This window comes from Agrobacterium sp. 22-226-1 (genome assembly GCF_053522345.1).
This window is the reverse complement of the sequence record NZ_JBNWCP010000015.1, coordinates 79,388-97,671: the sequence shown is the minus strand read 5'-3', so window position 1 is coordinate 97,671 and position 18,284 is coordinate 79,388. Positions and strand designations below refer to the sequence as shown.

The window sequence follows — 18,284 nt, the reverse complement described above, 5'->3', positions numbered from 1 at the left end:
AACGGGGGGCAGTTCTGTTCCCTTCAACAGCGAGTATTTTATTTGCGTGTTAGGGTACCCTGGCAATCTTCGACATGTAATGACGATGATCTCAACGGGGCTGGCGTGGACTTGAAGATAGCCACACCAGTTGGAAGGCCCTCATCCGCGGGCCAGTTCGATCAGCTGGCTTGCCGTCCGCCCAAGCTTGCGCCTGGGAGAGGCTGCCAAGCCAAAGCGGCGACACAATGACGGATCGAGCCGTGCCGTCCGCAGGCCTTTCCGTTTCTCGGGTAGGGTCGATTCCGGGACAAGGCTGACGCCCACACCTTCCCTTACCAGCGCGACCGCACTGGTCCAGTCCCGCACCTCCATTCGCACATCTGCGAGCGACAGGCCCGCCGCTTCGGCGAGGGTGCGAGCATGGACGTGGCACCCACCGGTAGCGAGCACGAAGGGTTCCGCGGCCAAGTCACCAAGCGAGATGGTTTCACGTCGTCCAAGGCGATGCGCCGTTGGTAGAACAGCGACCCAGGCATCCTGTCCAATCACTACGGCATCGCTGTCCGGTTGCGGATTAAGGACGACGCCGAGGTCGATGGATCCGGCCTCAAGCCAGGCCTCGACCTCCCGATCATCCGTTTCAAGTGCAATCAGTTCAATGCCTGGATGGAGGGAGCGGAAGCGTCGCAGGAGAGGCGGCAACACAGTGGCAAAAACACTTGGAAAGGCCGCGATCCGGACTGAGCCGACTTCCTCGCCGGCGGCCTCGGCAGCTTCCTTTCCGATGGCGTCCAGATGCGCCAAGGCAGCGCGGGCATGGTCTAGCGCTCGCTCTCCAAAAGCCGTGAGTTCGACACCATGCCGGTGACGCGCCAACAACTTCACGCCCAAGCTTTCCTCCAGCATCGCCAGCGCCTGGCTCATGCCGGACTGCGTGACGCCTACATTCGTCGCTGCCGCGGTAAAGCTTCCCGCCTCGGCGACCGCAATCAGACTACGGATTTGGGTCAGGTTCATAGTAGCAAAGCTTATATCTGAAATCTTAGGCAGTAATTTTTCTTGTTCCAGGGGATCTGTCAATATCCGCCAACAGCCGAATTAAAATGGAACCCTCCCATGAAACTCTATTTCGCCAGTGCCACCTGCTCGTTCGCTCCCCACATCGTGCTGCAGGAATTGGGGCTTCCCTACAATCTCGTCCGGGTCGACAACCAGACAAAGCTCATGTCAGAGCCTGGCGATTTCCTGACCATCAATCCGAAAGGCTACGTGGCGGCGCTCGCGCTCGACACCGGGGACGTTCTGACCGAGGGGCCGGCGATCCTCCAGTATCTGGCGGACCTGAATCCGGATTTGGGTCTGGCTCCAGCCAATGGCACCCTGGAGCGCGCCCGGCTCCAGGAATGGCTCAACTTCGTCACCAGCGAGATCCATGCTGGATCGAGTCCGCTGTTCAACAGAGACCTGCCGGAGACGGTACGTGACCTCTTCGGGGTAAGGTTGACCCGGCGCTTCGATCTCATCGAAACCGGCCTTGCGACGCAGGAGTATCTGATGGGTGACTGCTTCACGGTCGCGGACGCTTACCTCTTCACGGTCCTCGGCTGGATGAAGGGCTTTGGCATCGACCTCAGCCGCTGGCCGAAAGTCGCAGCTTACATGCGCCGGATTGAGGCTCGCCCTTCGGTCGCGGCGGCGCTGGAACGGGAAGCCGCAGTCCCGTTTATGACGCGCGCAACTGTCTGTTAGAACAGGCGAGGGACCGGGACGTGCGCCGCGCCGCCCTGTGGTGAGGACTGGAAAGCGCGGCCGTGATCCGGGAGGGCTCGTTCCAGAGCTTGAGCCGGGACCGCCGGGGCGGCGCGTTTTTCAGATTGCATCAGAGCGGGCGGGCGGTTGATGCCAGCTCTACTGGCCTGCGCGAACCGGGTCCGCGTTATGCATTGAGCGCCAACCCATCGGATGGAACCGGCACCCCGCCAGAGCAGCCTGTTATGGCGGCAGCGTCACCTGCCAGCCAAGAGACATGTCGACCCGACTGAGCCACGATGGTAGCTATGAGCCAAAACGAGCACTAACCGGTCGGGAACCGCGACTTCAACAACCGCTTTCGCTTCGATGAATTCCAAGAGCATCGGACAAGCGTGACGTAATCGTTTTCATCACGTCGGGCGCGCTTCTATCGACGCCATAGACGAAGCCAGGAAAATCCAGTGTCTTCTGGATTGCCCAGATTGCTTCGTGCTGATCCGGTGACAGAATCTGCGCGGGGTCCCCGACAGCCACCCATCCGATCGGAACGGTGGAGCCCGGTTCCAGCCGCGTTCGCAGATGCACGGTTCCGTTGATGCGGACTTCCGATCCATGTCCGATTTGCGCCCCGTGGAACACGGCCGCTCCGGTGGCGACGAAAACTTCGGCATCAATTTGGGCGCCGACCACATGGCTGTTCGGACCAACGATGCAGTGATCCCCTACGGAGCAGTCATGGCGACTGGTGGCGCGGATAACCGCGTTCTCGAACACGATGCAATTGCGTCCGATGCGGATGGCCCCCCCGGCTTCTGCCACCAGGCGAGCGCCATGCATGATCCTGCTACCTGCACCGATGGCAACATCACCACAGACCGTTGCGTCCTCAGCAATCCAGGCCTCCGGATCGATTGATGGCGACTGTTCTTCGTAAGACACAATCATTGTTTTTGATCTCCCGCTTCTATCCTGGTTACCGGGACGATGCCCGTATGCTTTCGAGATGCCATACCTTGGCAACGATCCGCCAGCCGTCAATGTCCCTCACGAAGCAAAGATGATCGACAAAGACATTCGCGTGAATCCGCAACCTCACCTTTACGGTGGCCGCAGCCGGCGAAAGCCAGTCAATCAGGATGATCTCGTCTTCGCGATCCTGCGAGCGGCTTGCGGGAGATTCACGCTTTGCGATCACCTGGCGATAGTCGGCGATCGGGTCGACCGCAATTGTACCTTCGTCCGCGTCGAACAGGCTGCAGGCGGGATGAAAGATTTTGTCAAAAAGCATAAGATCGCAGGCGTAGAGGGCATCGAAATAGGTTTGTATAGCGGCTAGCAGCTCGGTATCGCGGTTCATTGCGCTTCCTCCGTGGGTTTGTTGGCGAGTGATCGTGTCGCACGCCGACAACGCGAGTTGCCAGTGGCAGGATTGCCAGATAAGACGGCATTCATGCCAAAAAACGAGATCCAGTCCTTTCCTGCAAACAAGCGTGTGGCGAGCCTCGTCTATGATGGCCTCTGTACCTTTGAGTTCGGCATTACGGCCGAGGTTTTTGGACTGAGTCGTCCGGAGGCAGGACCCGACTGGTACCAGTTCAAATCGGTCTCGCTGGAGGGTCAGGTTCTTCATGCCTGCGGTGGTCTGGCGGTTACTGCGACAGGCACTGAAGTCGATCTGCATCAGGCCGGAACGATCATCGTTCCCGGTTGGCGCGGGCCCGATGCGCGTGTGCCCGACCAGATCTGCGATGCCCTGGTCCGCGCTCATCGGGGTGGCGCCCGGATTATCTCTATTTGTGGAGGCGCTTACGTGCTCGCAGCCGCCGGCTTGCTCGATGGCCGCCGTGCCGCAACGCATTGGCGTTTCGCCGAGCACCTTGCCCGCCGCTATCCTGCTATCAAGATCGACGCGAACTGTCTCTATGTCGATGAAGGCGACATCCTGACCTCGGCGGGCAGTTCGGCAGGCATCGATCTTTGCTTGCATATCGTCCGGGCGGATTTCGGGGCGGAGCTCGCCAACAGCGTGGCGCGTCGCCTGGTAATGTACAGCCATCGCCAGGGCGGCCAGTCCCAGTTCATCGAGCGGCCCGTGCCATTGAGGCGAGAGGCCGATCGGCTGTCGTCGATCCTTGATCATATTCTGGCCAACCTTCAAGATCCGCACACAATCAGTTCTCTTGCCCGCCACGTCGGTATGAGCGAGCGTACTTTTCAGCGCCGCTTTCAGTCCCTGACCGGTTTATCCCCGCTCAAGTGGATCCTTAGGGAGCGGCTCGAGCAAGCCCGCATCCTGCTTGAAACCGGCGCTACCGCACCCGATGAGCTTGCCAGGGTGACCGGACTTGGAAGCGCCGAAAACCTGAGACTTCAGTTTGGTCGATATTATGGGGTCAGCCCCGTGATTTACCGTAATCGTTTTGCCCAACGCCGGTAAGTGAGCAGACGCGCCACAAGCGTGCCAATCAAATTTCTCCAGCTTGATTGAAGTGAATACCATCCCCGCGACCGCACAATTCATGCGACAAGAAACGTGGTGCGAACATGTGGTTCGGCGGTAGCGCCCGGCGAACCCGGCGGGGATTGCCGTGCTGCCACTTTCGGCGGTGGCATGTGGGTGCCAACGGCAAACAAGATGGCGCTGAGCCCCGCAAAACCGGCAAACAGCAGGAACATGCCAGCTCCGCCAAAGGTGCCAAGCATGGCGCCGCCGAGGGTCGGTCCGATGAAGTTGCCGACGGTCGAGAACGAATGAGCACCAAAATAGCTGCCTCTGTTTCGGTTGTCCGCAATTCCGTCGACCAGCATGTATTCGCAGGGCACAACCAGAATCTCTCCAATTGTGAAGACAACCATCGAGATCGCCAGCCCCCAAAACCCGGCGGTGCTCATGAAGCCGATTTCACCCAAGGCAAACAAGATGCAGCCGATCACGAGGCCGTCGAGAGCGCCTGCGCGTTCGATGAACCTGCGGGCAAATGGATTCCCGATCAGGACTACTGTGCCATTGATCGAAACGAGAAAGGCATAAATCTCCATGCCTCCAGCGACATGGCTGGTTAGGTATGGAGCGAGCGTCGCTGACCATTGGCCATAAACCGCCATTAGCAGGGTGCCTCCACCGACAAAGAAGGCCAGCCGTGGATCGCGGATCGCAGCCCTCAGGCTCTCCAGCAATGGGACGGGTGCGGTTGCCTGAGGAACGTCATCACGTTGATAGATCGGTACGTGCAACAGGTGCAAGGCGACGGCGAAAGCGACATAGACTGCGCCTGCTATGATGAAAAGAGTGGTGGAGGCCGCACCCGCGGCAATGCCGATCAGCGGGCCGATGGCCCAGCCGGCATTCGTCGCGGTGTAGCGCCATGAGAAATATTTGAGGCGCAGCGGCTGCGGGCACACGTCGCTCATCAGCGCGCGCGATATCGGCTCATAGATCGCGAGCGCGACTGCGGCAACGACCTGGGCCAAGCAAAAGGCGACGACGGTTTCAGCCAATCCCATACCGATCAGCGCAAACGCCATCGAAAAAAGGGTGAGCGTCAGCATAGTCCTGCGACCGACCCTGTCCGACAGGGAACCAGCGAAAGGAGCCGCGACAGCCCCCAACAGCGGACCAATACCAAGCAGTGCACCGATAACGGCAGGACCGAGCCCGAACGACTGTTGCAGTTTGATGGCCAGGAACGAGAGCGTCATTGCGCGTGCAATGGTCACCAGTCCTGATCCTGCAACCAGAAACAGGACGTAGTTCAGTCGTTGTTTCTCCTGCTTCATTGCACCCTCATCAATATTGTTGTCGGGGCGGCATAACCGCATTCTTGAAACTTCCGGTCTCTTGGATCAAATGAAAGGGGGACTTTTGCAACGCAAAGCGTTGTGGTCTGGTTTGTCGCGAATGCGGTCAAATAATGCGCTCCTCGGGAGAGAATCGGGTCGCGAGCAGGATGAGCAGACCGACCCCGACAGCCATCATGACCCAGGCTTGTGACAAATCATCTGAACGACCGCGCAACCAACCGGCTGCAAAGGGCATGATGCTTGCGATCATGTAGCCGCCTCCCTGGACGAAGGCCGAGAGCCGACCGGCACTTGCCGGTTCGTCGGCGTGGTCGAGTGTCACGATCAACGACAGAGGAAACAGCGCGCCGATCCCCAGCCCAAGCAGGATCATCGCCGGAAGGGCCAAAGTCAGTGGCATGATGATAAGGCAGATCAGGCCCCCGAGGATGGAGCAGAGAGCGGCGGCCAGCGGTCCCCGCCGATCAGGAAAGCGGTTGATGAATGCCGATACAGCAAGACCGGCTATAACCTCCATCAGCGTAAGACCCGCGAGCACATAGCCGGCGACATCTTCGCTGCGCCCCAGTTGAACATAGAAGGGTGGCAGCCATGCCAGGACAAGCGTATAGGCGCCCGTGCCTACACCAAAAAAAACGAGCAGAAGCCAGGCTCTGCCGCTTCGTGACGGTGGTCGACCAACGGCTTGACGGAATACCGTCCGTCGCACGGAGGTATACGAAGACGATGTCCCTTGCCACAGAACAAGGGCAAGGAGCGCAGGCAGTCCCCACAGTCCCAGCATTGCTTCCCAGCCCACGAAACGGGACAACCCGGCGGCTGTCGCGGCTGCCAGGGTTGCGCCCCCCATGATGCCGGTTGAGTACAATCCCATGATGCGGCCTGCATCGAGCGGGAAGACCCGCTTGATGAACCCAGGCATCAACGCTTGAACGGCAGCAATGCCCAGACCGCTTGCCGCCGCACTGGCAAGAAGCCCGGCGCTGGAAAACCAGAAGAGCCGGGCTACGCAGGCAAGCGCGATGATCGCCACCCCGAAAGCAATGCCGCGTCCTTCTCCTACCCATCGCTGCAGGGAAGAGCCGGCGAGTGCGCCCAAGCCCATCAGAAAAACCGGAAGGGTCGTTAGCGCGCCCGCGCCGGTCGATGTAAGGCCCGATGCTGCTTCAATCCGGTCAAGGACTGGACCCAATGCGGCGAGAGCTGGCCGCAAGTTCAGGGCGACGGCGACAACGGCGATAATTGCAAGGGTGTTCGAGGTGAAAACCCGCTGAGCGATGTGTGGTTGATCGATGTCTGAATTGTGCATATGATATTATCTCAACAGAAAGAATCTTAATATCGAGATATCTCATATGGCAGAAGATTTCAAGGACTTGGATCGGGCAGCCTCCGCGGCATCGCAGTGGAGACGGGAGCGTCCCGATATCGACCCGTTTCCGATGGAGTTGCTGGGGCGCCCGGGAAACGTCCAGCCCTCACCAGCTTGCCCGAAAGTAAGTGAGGATCCGGAGTTGTTCCACACCGTCACAATCAGACAAGCGACCGCAGGCGATAGAGCATTTCTGTTTGGTCTTGCGCCTCGTCTCTATAGCGTGCCACGTCCCTCCTGGCACACGCTCGACACAATGAAAGACTTCCAGGAAAGATTTATGGCCTCGACCTTGGAGGAGGCCGCTCCGGGCTCTCTGACCCTCCTTGCTGTAACCACTGAGGATCGAGCACTTGGATACGTCCATCTGATCCCAGGCCGCGATGGGGTAACCGACGAAGCCTGCGGCCACGTCGCCATCATCGGCGTTGTTGAGGAAGCCGAGGGAACAGGTGCAGCTTGTCGACTGATCAATGAAGCACAGATGTGGGCGCGCCGGCAGGGATACAGGTTTCTCAGCCTGGATGTATTTGCCGACAATAAGCGCGCTATCCACTTTTACGAGCGTGAGGGTTTCGTGGCCGAATCTATTCGCATGGTCAAACCCCTATAAGCTCCCATTCCAGCCTATGCCGATGCCACCGTGTTCCGAGACCTGAGCTCTGAACTTCTTCGCAATATTATGTCCTCTGTCACGGAGCCGTATCATGGCACTGAAACTCGCTCGACCATTCCGCCGGTCTGTATGAAGCTCTCGCTCAAGCTCTTTTCCTTGGGCCTGGTTGCGCTGGTGGTTTTGCCGGTCGCGGTGGGCAGCACCTACGAGGTCGTGTCGCGGCATTGGGCCGAGGCAAAATACCCGCCCCCGGGCAGACTGATTGACGTCGGAGGACGCAATGTCCATCTCGATTGCCGTGGACAGGGGTCGCCAGCCGTCATTTTCGAGGCGGGACTGGACAGTTATGGGACGCTTTCGTGGGCAAAGGTACACGACAGCGTCGCCCGCGTAACCCGCGCTTGTGCCTATGATCGCGCCGGAATTATGTGGAGCGAGCCGAAGTCCTCGCCGCAACATGCCGATGCCGTGGCAGATGATCTTCAGGCCGTTCTGGTTAAGGCCGGGGAAAAGGGACCTTTCATTCTGGTCGGTCATTCGATCGGTGGACCTTACAGCATGGCCTACACCCGGAAATTCGGCGATCAAGTGGCGGGCCTGGTGTTTGTCGACGCCTCGCATCCGGATCAGGTCGCCCGATTCCCTGAAGACGCAAACGCCGCACTGGACTCCACCGGCAGAGCCATGCAGGTCGCAGCGGGCCTCGCATGGACCGGGATCATCCGCCTCATGGCGACGGCTGACGAAGCACAGGATGTGCCGGCACACGTTGCGGAGAAGGCGAAGGCCTTTATCAGTACATCGCTGGCGGCCGTGGTGTCCGAGAATTTGAATGTCGATCGGAGTCTGGAGGAGGCCGGCAGTCTCCGCACGCTGGGTGATCGTCCGTTGGTCGTGCTCACGGCAATGGCGCCGCTCAGCAATGACGCTCTAAAAGCAGGGAACATGTCGCGGCATGACGACACACGTCGTCGTGAAGTTTGGAGGAAGCTGCATGAAGACGAGTCTTCCTGGTCAACGCGCAGCCGGCACCAGCTGCTGGCGGATTCCGGACACTACATCCAGTTCGCTCGGCCCGATGTGGTGGTTGCCGCCATTCTCGATGTCGTGAACATCGTGCGGCTGGAAAACATCCGTGTGGACGATCTGCGTTGATGGTCAGTTGTCCTGTTGGGGGCTCACCTTTTCAGACGAAAGGGCGAGGACAGCATGTCAGTTAAACATCTTCCGGTTTTTGCACTGCTGGCGGCATGGGAATCTATCGATGAAAGAAATCAGTGCTCGAAGATCACCCTGGTCAGATACTCGTTCAGGTCCCGAAAATCGTTAACCGTCCACGCATGGGACGGTAGTTTTATACCGTTGGCTCGCAGGGTGTCAGGAATCAGATCTCCGTTCGGGCGGAGGATTACCGATGATACAATGACACCCGGGTAGTCGAACAGGCGCTTCCTGAACGTGGCAGTGGTGAGGTCTGGCGTAGGTGGAACACTTTTGTCTGCCAGCGGTCCCGTACCTTTGGCATCTGTTCCGTGGCATATGGCACATCTTTCAGAATAGAGCCGCTTCCCGTTTCCACCGTCGGCAGAAGCGGATGATCCCCCGCAAAGGAAGAGGGTTAAGGCAACTCCCGAAGCGACATATAATCCGAAAAACCGGGATCGGTTAATTGCAAACACTTTGGACTGTCCTTGCTTCGTTTGATCCCCGTCAGGAGAACGCGTGTATGACGTGGGCGCGGTGCCCGGATGAAGCGACTACGATGTTTTCAACCTCAAGCCCGCAAGCAGCTTGATCGACAGGGCATTGAGTTGCTGCTGCTCCGCCACCGTTAACCCCACCAAAGCGAGACGCTCGTTTTCGACATGTTTTGCAAGCATGGTATCGATCAACGAGATGCCTTTCGGCGTCAGCGCCACCAGTACGCCGCGTCGATCGGTCGGATGGCGTCGCCGCTCCACCAGACCTTCCCGCTCGAGTCGGTCAATGCGAGCCGTCATCCCTCCGGAGGACAGCATGGCGGATTCATAAAGCCGGGTAGGGGTAAGTTCGTACGGCGCACCTGAGCGACGCAGCGTTGCCAGAACGTCAAACTCGCCGCTTTGCAAGCCATGCTCCATAAAAAACGGAGTGAGGCGATCACGCATGATGAGCAGCGTGATTTCGCCCAGGCGCCCGAGTAATTCCATCGGAAAGGGATCAATATCCGGACGCTCTTTCCGCCATTGCTCGGCTGCTGCGGAGGCAGCGTCCAGATTGTTGATGGTATGACTCATTAGCGTATCTCGAATTCAAGAAGCCTGTTGGAAAGAGAGTAGCATGTATTAACGTTGTGCTCGCGCGGGTCGCAAGCCCGGCTTTCGTGAGCCCGGCTTCATGTCGTGAGGGCATTGCCCCAGGAACGTTGCTTCGACAATTGAGGAAAAGCTGTCCTCTTTACCATCAAGTCCCGTGAACAAAACAACGAATGCGTACCGGTAGTGTTTCTGAAAATCACCGTCATACATCACGGTGAGCTTTGTTTCGCCCGTCGCGGGGGAGTGGCAGGTCGCTCGCAATTCCCCGGCTGCGCGGTCCGTTTCGCTGTCGGTTGTTTTGCACTCCTGCTCAAATCCCTTCCAGAAATCGGTGTCTATAAAGTGGGTGTTTGTATCGTCAACGCAAAGAGAACCGTTGATGAACGGATTGTCCGGAGATTCGAACGCCCACAGGCCCGATTGCCGCTTTGGCAGTTCGGTAGCGGTTACTCCAGTGACGACACACAGGGTCGCAGGGACGCAATATGCAAGGGTCTTCAAAAGCATGCTGATTTGGTCCGTTGGTTCATACTCGGCCAACGCTCTTTTTTGATGTTGCCCTTCAGAAAACTTTCGATGCCTTCAATCATGCATATATCTTGATGTCAAGAATCTTTTCAGAAAGTGAATTATAGGGTGCTCCGGCTTCAAGGTGTGCTGCGCGAAACCTGACACCCGACCTTTACTTCCAGAGTGCTTCTCACAATTGCCGTCGTTGCCATCGCGCCGAATTTGCGGCTGGCGCTTGCCTGGACAATGCGGCCTTAAGCGTTTCTTCGGTCAGAGCCTTGGCGAGATCTGTCGGAAGCAGCGGGCCCATGTCGGTGAAGAAGCCCGGATTGACGAGTTTCTGGAACATGCGCTGTTGCGCTTCGGCTCTGGAAATCGCTACCTCTCCTTTTCAAGGTAGAGCAGAAAACACTCGACGATCCTGGCCGAGTTCAGCCCCTCGAACACTCTGAGCGCGTAGTCGAGGTCGAACAGATCGCGGCCCCTGTTGCGTTGAAGCAAGGCACGCAGCTTGGTCGCCAGCATTTCTTCCCGAGAGAAGGTCGGGATTGCGGCCTTTCCGGTGAACCATGGATTTTCGACACCAAAAGGAATCTCGATAGGTGGATCGTAAGCTTCACGCACGCGCGTGTTGATTTCGATCTTGACTTTTATCGGACCGGGAGAAGCCTTGTCTTCGGCTTCGACAGCGTATTTAAGTTTGGGCGCAACCGGGCTTTGATCGAAACGCGGCTTGCCCAGCCACGGATCGAGAACGTCCTGCAGATGCTCCAGTAACGGGCGGATAGGACCGGCAGTCGTCCTCACAAGGTCAATGTCTTCCGAATAGCGCAGTGGCTTGGGGAAGTGCAGCTTGTTGAGCGCAGTGCCGCCACGGAGGCGCAGTTCGTCCCGCAGGAACGGATCGGAGAAGATGGGGACAATCGCACGGCTGATAATGAGATCCTGCTCGACTTGCCGTTAACTCGCCCACGGCACCACATCATTCCAGGCGGTGATGTAGCCCTGCGGGATCATTCGTCGATCTCCGGCGGCCGGCGATTAGAAATGGTCATTCAAATAGGCCTGCCAACCGTGGCAGATTAACGATAGGGTCGGTGGTTCTGATCTTATCAAGAGCGTGCGCCTTAAATTACCTCGTCGGTCGATATGATGTTGCCAAGACGATCCGCCATGCATATTTGTTTTTCGCAAGCGATCGACCGCAGTTCGATAGCAAACTCGACCAATTGAGTATTATAGCTTCCGTCCGACTGACGTGGATTGAAGTATGGGATAAGCCGAGCTGGCTTTGTCTCACCATCATCAAAAGAAGTGCAACATGAAGCGTGTTTTCAATCCTCCCTGCGTGCGCCAACCATTCGGCGCTTATAATCACGGATTGCTGGTGGAGCCCGGTGCGAGTCTGCTTGTCACATCCGGGCAACTGGGGATTGGCCCGGATGAAAGGGTTCCACCAGACGTCTCTTCACAAGCAGAACTGTGCTTCAAGGCGATTGGCGCCATTTTGGAGGAGGCGGGCATGACATATGCGGATGTTATACGCATCTCCGGTTTCGTTACCAAGCGCGAGGACTTTCCAGCCTATATGGCTGTTCGTGATCGTTTTACCCTTGATCCTAAGCCGGTTTCGACCTTGCTTGTGGTAGGCGGTTTCACCCGCGAGGAATTCCTTGTTGAGGTAGAGGTTACTGCCGCCAAGGTTTAGGGGATGTTCAAAAGGTCATAATTTTTAACGCATTTTCTAGAGACGCCGCATTTCCGCACGGACTTTTGCCAAAAATCTGGTGCGGCTCTGAACAGTGCAGTTATTCATGTCATAATGCGCGAGATAGGTGACGCCCCTTGCCGGTCTGGCGACCGCGCGCAGCACGCGCGTCGCCATCTTGCGAGGCGGGTCGCCAGCAAGTAAAGCACGCCAGCGATTTCCCCCATAGGTCGTCACCACAACGATTTTCTTGATGTTGGTCAGCTTGCGGGTGAGTTTACCCCGGTCGCCTTCATCCATATCGAAGGTGACACCCGGCAGCCAGACGCGATCAAAATAGCCTTTGAGAATAGCTGGCCATCCGAAGTTCCAGACGGGTGTCACAATCACCAGCGCATCGGCGGCGCGCAACCGTTCGACATATGAGCGCACCGGCTCGATATTCGTTGGCACCGTGTGGTAGCCAAGGCGCTCATCGCGTGTCAGCACGGGGTCAAAGTTTTCCGCGTAAAGATCACAATCGTCCACCTCATGTCCCGCTTGGCGCAGAGTGTGAAGGGCCTCGACATGCAAGGCCGAGCCGAAGCTTGATTCAACCGGGTGAGAGTGGAGCAGCAAAATCTTCATCAACCACCCGCTTCTGCCAAACCGGGGAAGAGATAGTTCTTGCCGCTTTTGAAGTCGAAGTCGGGATTTTCCCAAGCGATCATCTTGCCAGGGTTGAGCAGGCCGTTAGGATCGGTTTCCTTTTTGAAGGCGAGCTGAACCGTGTCCGTCTGCTTCATCCCGCCTTCCTCCAGCGTGTAGCGGTGTGGATTGAAAATCGGGCAGCCATTGTCCTGATGGATCCTTATTATCTCCTCCAGCCGCTCCTCCGTGGTGAAGCGCACGAGCGGTAGGCCGGAGCATTGGATGCGACCGTCGAATTTGAGGAACTCCAGGTGCCCCGGAACTTCATCGCCGAAAATCCCGGTCATCTTTTGAACTTTGGCAACGTGATCGGGACCCGGATATTGCACCTGAAGATAAGTGAAGCTCGGGTCAACCTTCAGAGCGCGCAGCGTTGTGTGGTTCCAAGCGAGTTCATAGGCATGAGGGATGCCTTTCATGCTTTCAACCTTGTCGGAACGGAACAGTATTTCGCCGCGTTGCCGTTCGGTGAAAGCGGCAAAGGCATCCATGGATTGGGGTGCGACCATGAACACGCAAATCGACTGGCCCCGATGGCGAATGAATGGTTTGTGTCGCGGAAAATAATCATAGGGGATGGGTGCCGCAATCGGCGCAATTTCCTTGACCAGAATACCGTTTTTATGGGCAACAGCATCGCCAAGCCGAACCGCGTCCATGTAGTCGTCGTAGCCGACGAGAACGTCCACCCAGTCATAGGCCGGGGCCAACGGCATCTCCACTTCGACGATAATCCCGTTTGTGCCATAGGCATGGGTCACTTTTTGGAGGTCCCAAGCCGTAAGATCAAGTACGCGGGGCTCGGCTTCCATGGTGACGACGCGCAAGCGAAGGATGTTACCCAGGTCACGTAACCCACCCCAATGGATGGAGCCGACACCGCCGGAACCTCCAGCGATAAAGCCACCGATCGTCGCTGATTGGGCAGTGGACGGGTGGAAGCGCAGTTCCTGATTGGAATGCGCTCTTGTCTGGCGATCCAGCTCAGCGATGACAATGCCAGGTTCTGCGATGACGCGGCCGCGATGGATTTCCTTGATCGCATTCATATTAATGAGATTGAGGACGATACCACCTGAAAGCGGCATGGCCTGGCCGTAATTGCCGGTACCGGCGCCGCGCGGCGTCACGGGTACGGAATGGGCGTAGGCAACCTTGAGGGTCTGGATGATCTCCTCGACCGATTTCGGTGAAACGATCAGGTCGGCGGTAACATTGTCGAGCTGCCGTTTCAGAACGGGGGAATACCAGTAAAAATCCCGACTTTTCTGGCGTACGAGGGCAGGATTGTCTTCCGTTGCAATGCCTTCGAGTTCTTTCTTGATCTGCGCATAGTCGGCCATATGTCACTCTTTCATAAGAATGGGATCTAGGTCTCGGTAGTCCGGTAGGCGGCTGTCGATGCTCTTGCCATTGCGCATCACGATGCGGTCTCCCTGCGGACGGGATAGAAATTCGCTCCAACGGCGAGCCGTAAACAGGACCAGATCGGCGGGAAGGCCAGCACCAATGCGGCCAACATCCCGTCGACCCAGGATGTCGGCAGGTGTCGTGGTCACGACGCGCGCAACGCCATCGATCGGATGGTCGAGATGGAGAATGCGCACCGCTTCTCGCAGCACCTCGACGCAGTCGAGGTCGCCATAGGCATAGAATGGATCGCGAGTGTTATCGGAGGCGACGGCAATGGCCACGCCGGCGCTTGCGAGTTCTTTGAACAAAGTCGTGCCACGCCAGCGCGGGGTGCGGCCCGCATGGCGGTCCTGGAGATACATATTGCACATGGGCAATGACACGACCGAGATGTTCGCCTTGGCGACCTTGTCGATGACACGCTTTACCGTGTCATCATCTTGGCGCGCCAGCGAGCAGCAATGACCGACGACGACGGAACCCTCAAAGCCGAGACGAAGTTTAGCGTCGGCAATGCCCTCCAGCGTCAGGACCTCGCGATCCTCTGTCTCATCGACATGCAGATCGATATCGAGGCCATTATCGGCAGCACTGCGAAACAGGATGTCGAGGATTTTATCGAAATCCGGCAGGAGGCGCGTCGCGCCGCCCAGCAGACCACCGTATTTTCTGGTGGTGGCGACGACGCCGTCGAAAACCGGTTTGTCTAGCACGCTCTCCAGTGGCAACAAGGCGACTGCCTGCAGGGCGATGCGATCTTTCCATTCCTGTCGAACCTCAGCGAACAGGGGAAAGGAGATATCCGTCTGCGGGGGAATGCTGTCCAGATGCGTTCGGATCAGCTTCGTGCCGTGCGCGTAAGCTGCCTTCAGTGAAAACTCCATGCGCGCACGAATATCGTCGTGCGACCAGTGAACCACGCGGTCGGCGCGCACATTGTCGAGGGCGCCCATGAACGTACCATCGGGGTTTGGCCTGCGATCCCAAACATGTCCCTTGTCCAAATGGGTGTGCATGTCGACAAAACACGGGAAGACCATGCCGCCGCGAAGGTCGGCCTGCGGCATGTCAGAGGGAGTGTCGCCCGCCGGTAAAACTACCTCGATCTTGCCGTCGGCGATCACGATGTCTGCGCAAACAAGGCCATCCTTCGCCTTACCTTGAAACCCTTCGACCGTCACCGAAGGTAATGTGGCATTCCTGAGTGCAAAACGATCCGCTTGAGGCAGCGCCATAAATGCATTTGTCATCAATTTTCTCTTTTCAGGCTGCTCTCGTGCCACCGGTGCAGGAAAAACCAGGAAATAGAAGAGGTTATGCAGAAGATGACGACGCCGAGCAGCGATAACAGCACCAGTGCAGCGAACAGTCTTGGAATGTTCAGCCGATATTGCGCCTCCAGAAGGCGGAACGCGAGGCCAGACCCGGCGCCTGCCGAACCCGCTGCGAATTCGGCGACGACAGCTGCGATCAGCGCAAGGCCGCCGCCAATTCGCAGACCGGTCATGAAGTAGGGCAGCGCTGACGGCAGTTTGAGGTGGATCAACGTTTGCCAGCGTGAGGCGCCGTAGAGGTCGAACAGGTTCAAGAGATTATGATCAACACTTTTCAGACCCTGCGCCATGTTCGACAGGATCGGAAAGAACGCGACGAGAAAGGCGCAGATCAGCAGAGCGATCTGGGTCGTCGGCGTGTAAATGAGGATCAGGGGTGCGATGGCCACGACGGGTGTGACCTGAAGAATGACCGTGATCGGATAAAGCGCGATCTCGATCCATTTCGACTGCACGAGAATGATCGCGATTCCCACGCCGCCGATCAGTGCCAGTGCCAGCGCCTGAAGAGTAATCTTGGTAGTCACCAGCAAGGCGGGGGACAGAGTTCCCCAGTCGTTATAAAGCGATTTTCCCACAGCAATCGGGCCGGGCAGAATGTATTGCGGAATTGCATAGGCGCTGATGATGGCTTGCCATATCAGGATCATCACGATTACCACGGCGACGGGTATTGTGAGACGTAAAGCCATATCGCGGTTGATAATCATGAGTGTCCTCCACCGTCCATGGCTTCGATCAGCATGTTGGACACCTTTTCGCAAGCCTGCCGATACTCTTCCGAGGTGCGATAATGGGCGTCTCTTTCCAGACTTGTGACGAGTGGAAAGTCCGCATGAACGCGGCCCGGTCTTGGCCGCATGATTACGATCCGATTGGAAAGGTAAGCGCTTTCAAAAACCGAATGGGTAACGAAGACGACGGCTATCCCGGTCTGCTTCCACAGGCGTAGCACGTCGTCATTCAGCTTTTGCCGCGTGATCTCATCAAGCGCGGCGAATGGTTCGTCCATCAGCAACAATTTTGGTTTCGTGACGAGCGCGCGCGCGATCGAAGTACGCATCTTCATGCCGCCGGACAATTCGCGTGGGTAAGCATCTGCAAAATCGCTCAGCCCAACGGTTTCAAGCGCTTTGGCTACGTCGTCCTTGGCAGCATTTTTGGAAATGCCTTTCAACTTCAATGGCAGATGGACGTTGCCGAACACCGTCTGCCAGGGCATCAGTGTCGGTTCCTGGAAGACGAATGAGATGTCGCCATCCGGCAGGCCTTTGGAATTGATGCGCGAACTCGGCCAATCGATCGTGCCTGATGTGGCGCTTCCGAGACCTGCGATGATCCGCAAGGCCGTAGACTTTCCACAGCCGGAAGGTCCAAGCAGGCTGACGAACTCGCCATTCTCAATGGTCATTGACACGCCTGACAGCGCCAGCGTTCCGTTCGAAAATTGTTTTGATACGTCCTGCATGCTGACCAGCGGCCGCTTGCGGCCTTCTTTACTGGCGGGCATTTTCGAAACTGGCGGTAATGTCATTGCATGGCCTTGGCAAACAGGGGCGTCTCGAATTACGGACAAACAGGATGACCACGGCTCACCCAAATGGGTGAGACACGTGATCCAATGGCTTCATGTCATTTCTTGAGAGCCATCCCAACGCCCTTGCACACGAACTTCGTCGTATAGGCCTGCTTGTAGTCGAGGTCGGCCGGTTCGACGCCAATCGCCACCATCTGATCAAAGAACGCCTTGTATCGTTCGTCCGTCATGCAGCCGATACCCTTCGTGGCTGCTTCGCCGGACTCGAGGATGCCGTATTCTTTCATCTTTGCGATAGAGTATGCGATCTGGCCGTCCGTCATCTCCGGATTGTCTTTTTTGATTAGATCATTGGCGGCCTTGTTGTCACCATAGAGGTAGTTGTACCAGCCCTCCAGCGTGGCATCGACAAAGCGCTGGACCATGTCGGGTTTTTCATCGACCGTCTTTTGCATCGCAGTGATCATTGTCGAATAAGGTGCATATCCCGAGTCGGCGAGCAGAAAGACCTTGGGCTTCCAGCCCGTCTGCTTTTCGATTTCATAGGGCTCCGATGTCAGGTAACCCTGCTGCGCGGATTGCTTGTCGGCAATGAACGGCGCGGGATTGAAGGTGTAGGGCTTGTACTGCTCTTCTTTGAATCCCGGGTAATTCTTCTTCATCCACTCGAAATAGGTGGCAAACCCTTCCTTGCCCATGAACACAGTGGTGAGCTTGCTCATATCCCCGAACGTCTCCACGCCAGTATCGGGGTGAGCCATCAGGACTTGTGGGTCCTTCTGGAAGAGGGAGGCGACACTAACGACGGGAATGCCTTCCTTTCGTGCATCCATATCGCCCAATTGGCCGCTCATGTAGAAATCGACCTTTCCGGCGAACAGTAGAGCGCGATTGGCGGCGTTGGGGCCACCTTGCACAATCGTCACCTTGAGACCATGCCGTTCATAGGTGCCATCGGCAACCGCCTGATAGAAGCCGCCATGTTCAGCCTGCGCCAGCCAATTGGTACCGTAGCTGACTTCGTCAAGCGCCGATGCCGGCTGTGCGTATAAAATTGCAGCACCCAGGCCCAATGCGACCAGATAGCTCTTTGTATCTGTGAATCTGAACATTTCGATCCGTTCCCCTGTTAACCGGCATTGTAGGCGTGCCAGCTCTCTTTCTTTCATTTGAGCGGTTGCCATGATCTTTGAAAAGCATCAAAATTCGTGCACATTGATGCCTTTACGGCATCGCTCGCCAATTGGGCCGCTGAAAATGGCAGCGCGCCTT

At 57.2% G+C, this 18,284-nt stretch carries 20 protein-coding genes; 5 read left to right on the top strand and 15 right to left on the bottom strand.

All coding sequences use genetic code 11. The features are described from left to right. Positions 1–141 precede the first annotated feature (141 nt). A complete protein-coding gene (locus tag ACQZ5K_RS21850; protein ID WP_448741390.1) occupies positions 142–999 on the bottom strand; it encodes a LysR family transcriptional regulator in 858 nt (285 codons plus the stop codon). Between the two features lie 99 nt (positions 1,000–1,098). On the opposite strand from ACQZ5K_RS21850, the gene gstA reads away from it, so the two are divergent. Continuing rightward, complete coding sequence (gstA, locus tag ACQZ5K_RS21845; RefSeq protein WP_374997376.1) at positions 1,099–1,731, top strand: glutathione transferase GstA; 633 nt, start codon at positions 1,099–1,101, stop codon at positions 1,729–1,731. 348 nt (positions 1,732–2,079) lie between these two features. Here gstA and ACQZ5K_RS21840 read toward each other — a convergent pair whose 3' ends face one another. Together ACQZ5K_RS21840 and ACQZ5K_RS21835 are read right to left on the bottom strand one after the other, a co-directional pair. Beyond that, the gene (locus tag ACQZ5K_RS21840) at positions 2,080–2,679 is read right to left on the bottom strand and encodes a gamma carbonic anhydrase family protein (RefSeq protein ID WP_374997375.1); all 600 of its coding nucleotides are present in this window, start codon (positions 2,677–2,679) and stop codon (positions 2,080–2,082) included. Between the two features lie 28 nt (positions 2,680–2,707). After that, positions 2,708–3,091 carry a nuclear transport factor 2 family protein gene (locus ACQZ5K_RS21835; RefSeq protein WP_448741389.1) on the bottom strand — a complete coding sequence of 128 codons (384 nt, stop codon included), beginning with the start codon at positions 3,089–3,091 and terminating at the stop codon, positions 2,708–2,710. A 72-nt stretch (positions 3,092–3,163) separates the two neighbouring features. Between ACQZ5K_RS21835 and ftrA the strand changes: the two genes are divergently transcribed. Beyond that, positions 3,164–4,171, top strand: a complete 1,008-nt coding sequence (ftrA, locus tag ACQZ5K_RS21830) for a transcriptional regulator FtrA (RefSeq protein ID WP_448741401.1) — start codon at positions 3,164–3,166, stop codon at positions 4,169–4,171. A gap of 80 nt (positions 4,172–4,251) precedes the next feature. On the opposite strand, the gene ACQZ5K_RS21825 is transcribed toward ftrA, so the two are convergent. Both ACQZ5K_RS21825 and ACQZ5K_RS21820 read right to left on the bottom strand, forming a co-directional pair. Continuing rightward, positions 4,252–5,511 carry an MFS transporter gene (locus ACQZ5K_RS21825; protein ID WP_448741388.1) on the bottom strand — a complete coding sequence of 420 codons (1,260 nt, stop codon included), beginning with the start codon at positions 5,509–5,511 and terminating at the stop codon, positions 4,252–4,254. 127 nt (positions 5,512–5,638) lie between these two features. Continuing rightward, positions 5,639–6,844 (bottom strand): MFS transporter, encoded by a 1,206-nt coding sequence (locus ACQZ5K_RS21820; protein ID WP_374997371.1) that lies wholly within the window; start codon positions 6,842–6,844, stop codon positions 5,639–5,641. Positions 6,845–6,890: 46 nt separating this feature from the next. On the opposite strand from ACQZ5K_RS21820, the gene ACQZ5K_RS21815 reads away from it, so the two are divergent. Together ACQZ5K_RS21815 and ACQZ5K_RS21810 are read left to right on the top strand one after the other, a co-directional pair. Continuing rightward, positions 6,891–7,520 (top strand): GNAT family N-acetyltransferase, encoded by a 630-nt coding sequence (locus ACQZ5K_RS21815; RefSeq protein WP_374997370.1) that lies wholly within the window; start codon positions 6,891–6,893, stop codon positions 7,518–7,520. Between the two features lie 132 nt (positions 7,521–7,652). Then, entirely contained in the window at positions 7,653–8,678 is a 1,026-nt protein-coding gene (locus tag ACQZ5K_RS21810; RefSeq protein ID WP_448741387.1) for an alpha/beta fold hydrolase, read from the top strand. Between the two features lie 119 nt (positions 8,679–8,797). On the opposite strand, the gene ACQZ5K_RS21805 is transcribed toward ACQZ5K_RS21810, so the two are convergent. From ACQZ5K_RS21805 to ACQZ5K_RS21790, 4 genes are all read right to left on the bottom strand, one after another. Continuing rightward, a complete protein-coding gene (locus ACQZ5K_RS21805) occupies positions 8,798–9,202 on the bottom strand; it encodes a c-type cytochrome (RefSeq protein ID WP_448741386.1) in 405 nt (134 codons plus the stop codon). Between the two features lie 78 nt (positions 9,203–9,280). After that, positions 9,281–9,799 (bottom strand): MarR family winged helix-turn-helix transcriptional regulator, encoded by a 519-nt coding sequence (locus ACQZ5K_RS21800; RefSeq protein WP_374997368.1) that lies wholly within the window; start codon positions 9,797–9,799, stop codon positions 9,281–9,283. A gap of 48 nt (positions 9,800–9,847) precedes the next feature. After that, the gene (locus ACQZ5K_RS21795) at positions 9,848–10,327 is read right to left on the bottom strand and encodes a hypothetical protein (RefSeq protein WP_374997367.1); all 480 of its coding nucleotides are present in this window, start codon (positions 10,325–10,327) and stop codon (positions 9,848–9,850) included. A gap of 381 nt (positions 10,328–10,708) precedes the next feature. After that, positions 10,709–11,182, bottom strand: a complete 474-nt coding sequence (locus tag ACQZ5K_RS21790; protein WP_374997416.1) for a nucleotidyl transferase AbiEii/AbiGii toxin family protein — start codon at positions 11,180–11,182, stop codon at positions 10,709–10,711. Between the two features lie 469 nt (positions 11,183–11,651). Between ACQZ5K_RS21790 and ACQZ5K_RS21785 the strand changes: the two genes are divergently transcribed. Then, positions 11,652–12,038 carry a RidA family protein gene (locus ACQZ5K_RS21785; RefSeq protein ID WP_060726621.1) on the top strand — a complete coding sequence of 129 codons (387 nt, stop codon included), beginning with the start codon at positions 11,652–11,654 and terminating at the stop codon, positions 12,036–12,038. A gap of 36 nt (positions 12,039–12,074) precedes the next feature. Here ACQZ5K_RS21785 and ACQZ5K_RS21780 read toward each other — a convergent pair whose 3' ends face one another. From ACQZ5K_RS21780 to ACQZ5K_RS21755, 6 genes are all read right to left on the bottom strand, one after another. Continuing rightward, positions 12,075–12,665 (bottom strand): NAD(P)H-dependent oxidoreductase, encoded by a 591-nt coding sequence (locus ACQZ5K_RS21780; RefSeq protein WP_374997365.1) that lies wholly within the window; start codon positions 12,663–12,665, stop codon positions 12,075–12,077. Next, entirely contained in the window at positions 12,665–14,071 is a 1,407-nt protein-coding gene (locus tag ACQZ5K_RS21775; RefSeq protein WP_374997364.1) for an FAD-binding oxidoreductase, read from the bottom strand. Before ACQZ5K_RS21775 ends, ACQZ5K_RS21780 begins: the two co-directional genes overlap by 1 nt. 3 nt (positions 14,072–14,074) lie before the next feature. Then, positions 14,075–15,391 carry a cytosine deaminase gene (locus tag ACQZ5K_RS21770; RefSeq protein WP_375021721.1) on the bottom strand — a complete coding sequence of 439 codons (1,317 nt, stop codon included), beginning with the start codon at positions 15,389–15,391 and terminating at the stop codon, positions 14,075–14,077. Then, positions 15,391–16,185, bottom strand: a complete 795-nt coding sequence (locus tag ACQZ5K_RS21765) for an ABC transporter permease (RefSeq protein ID WP_374997362.1) — start codon at positions 16,183–16,185, stop codon at positions 15,391–15,393. The genes ACQZ5K_RS21770 and ACQZ5K_RS21765 overlap by 1 nt, the downstream gene beginning before the upstream one ends. Then, positions 16,182–17,009 (bottom strand): ABC transporter ATP-binding protein, encoded by an 828-nt coding sequence (locus tag ACQZ5K_RS21760; RefSeq protein ID WP_374997415.1) that lies wholly within the window; start codon positions 17,007–17,009, stop codon positions 16,182–16,184. The genes ACQZ5K_RS21765 and ACQZ5K_RS21760 overlap by 4 nt, the downstream gene beginning before the upstream one ends. Positions 17,010–17,107: 98 nt before the next feature. Next, on the bottom strand, positions 17,108–18,124 hold the full coding sequence (locus ACQZ5K_RS21755; RefSeq protein WP_374997361.1) for an ABC transporter substrate-binding protein: 1,017 nt from the start codon (positions 18,122–18,124) through the stop codon (positions 17,108–17,110). Positions 18,125–18,284 lie beyond the last annotated feature (160 nt).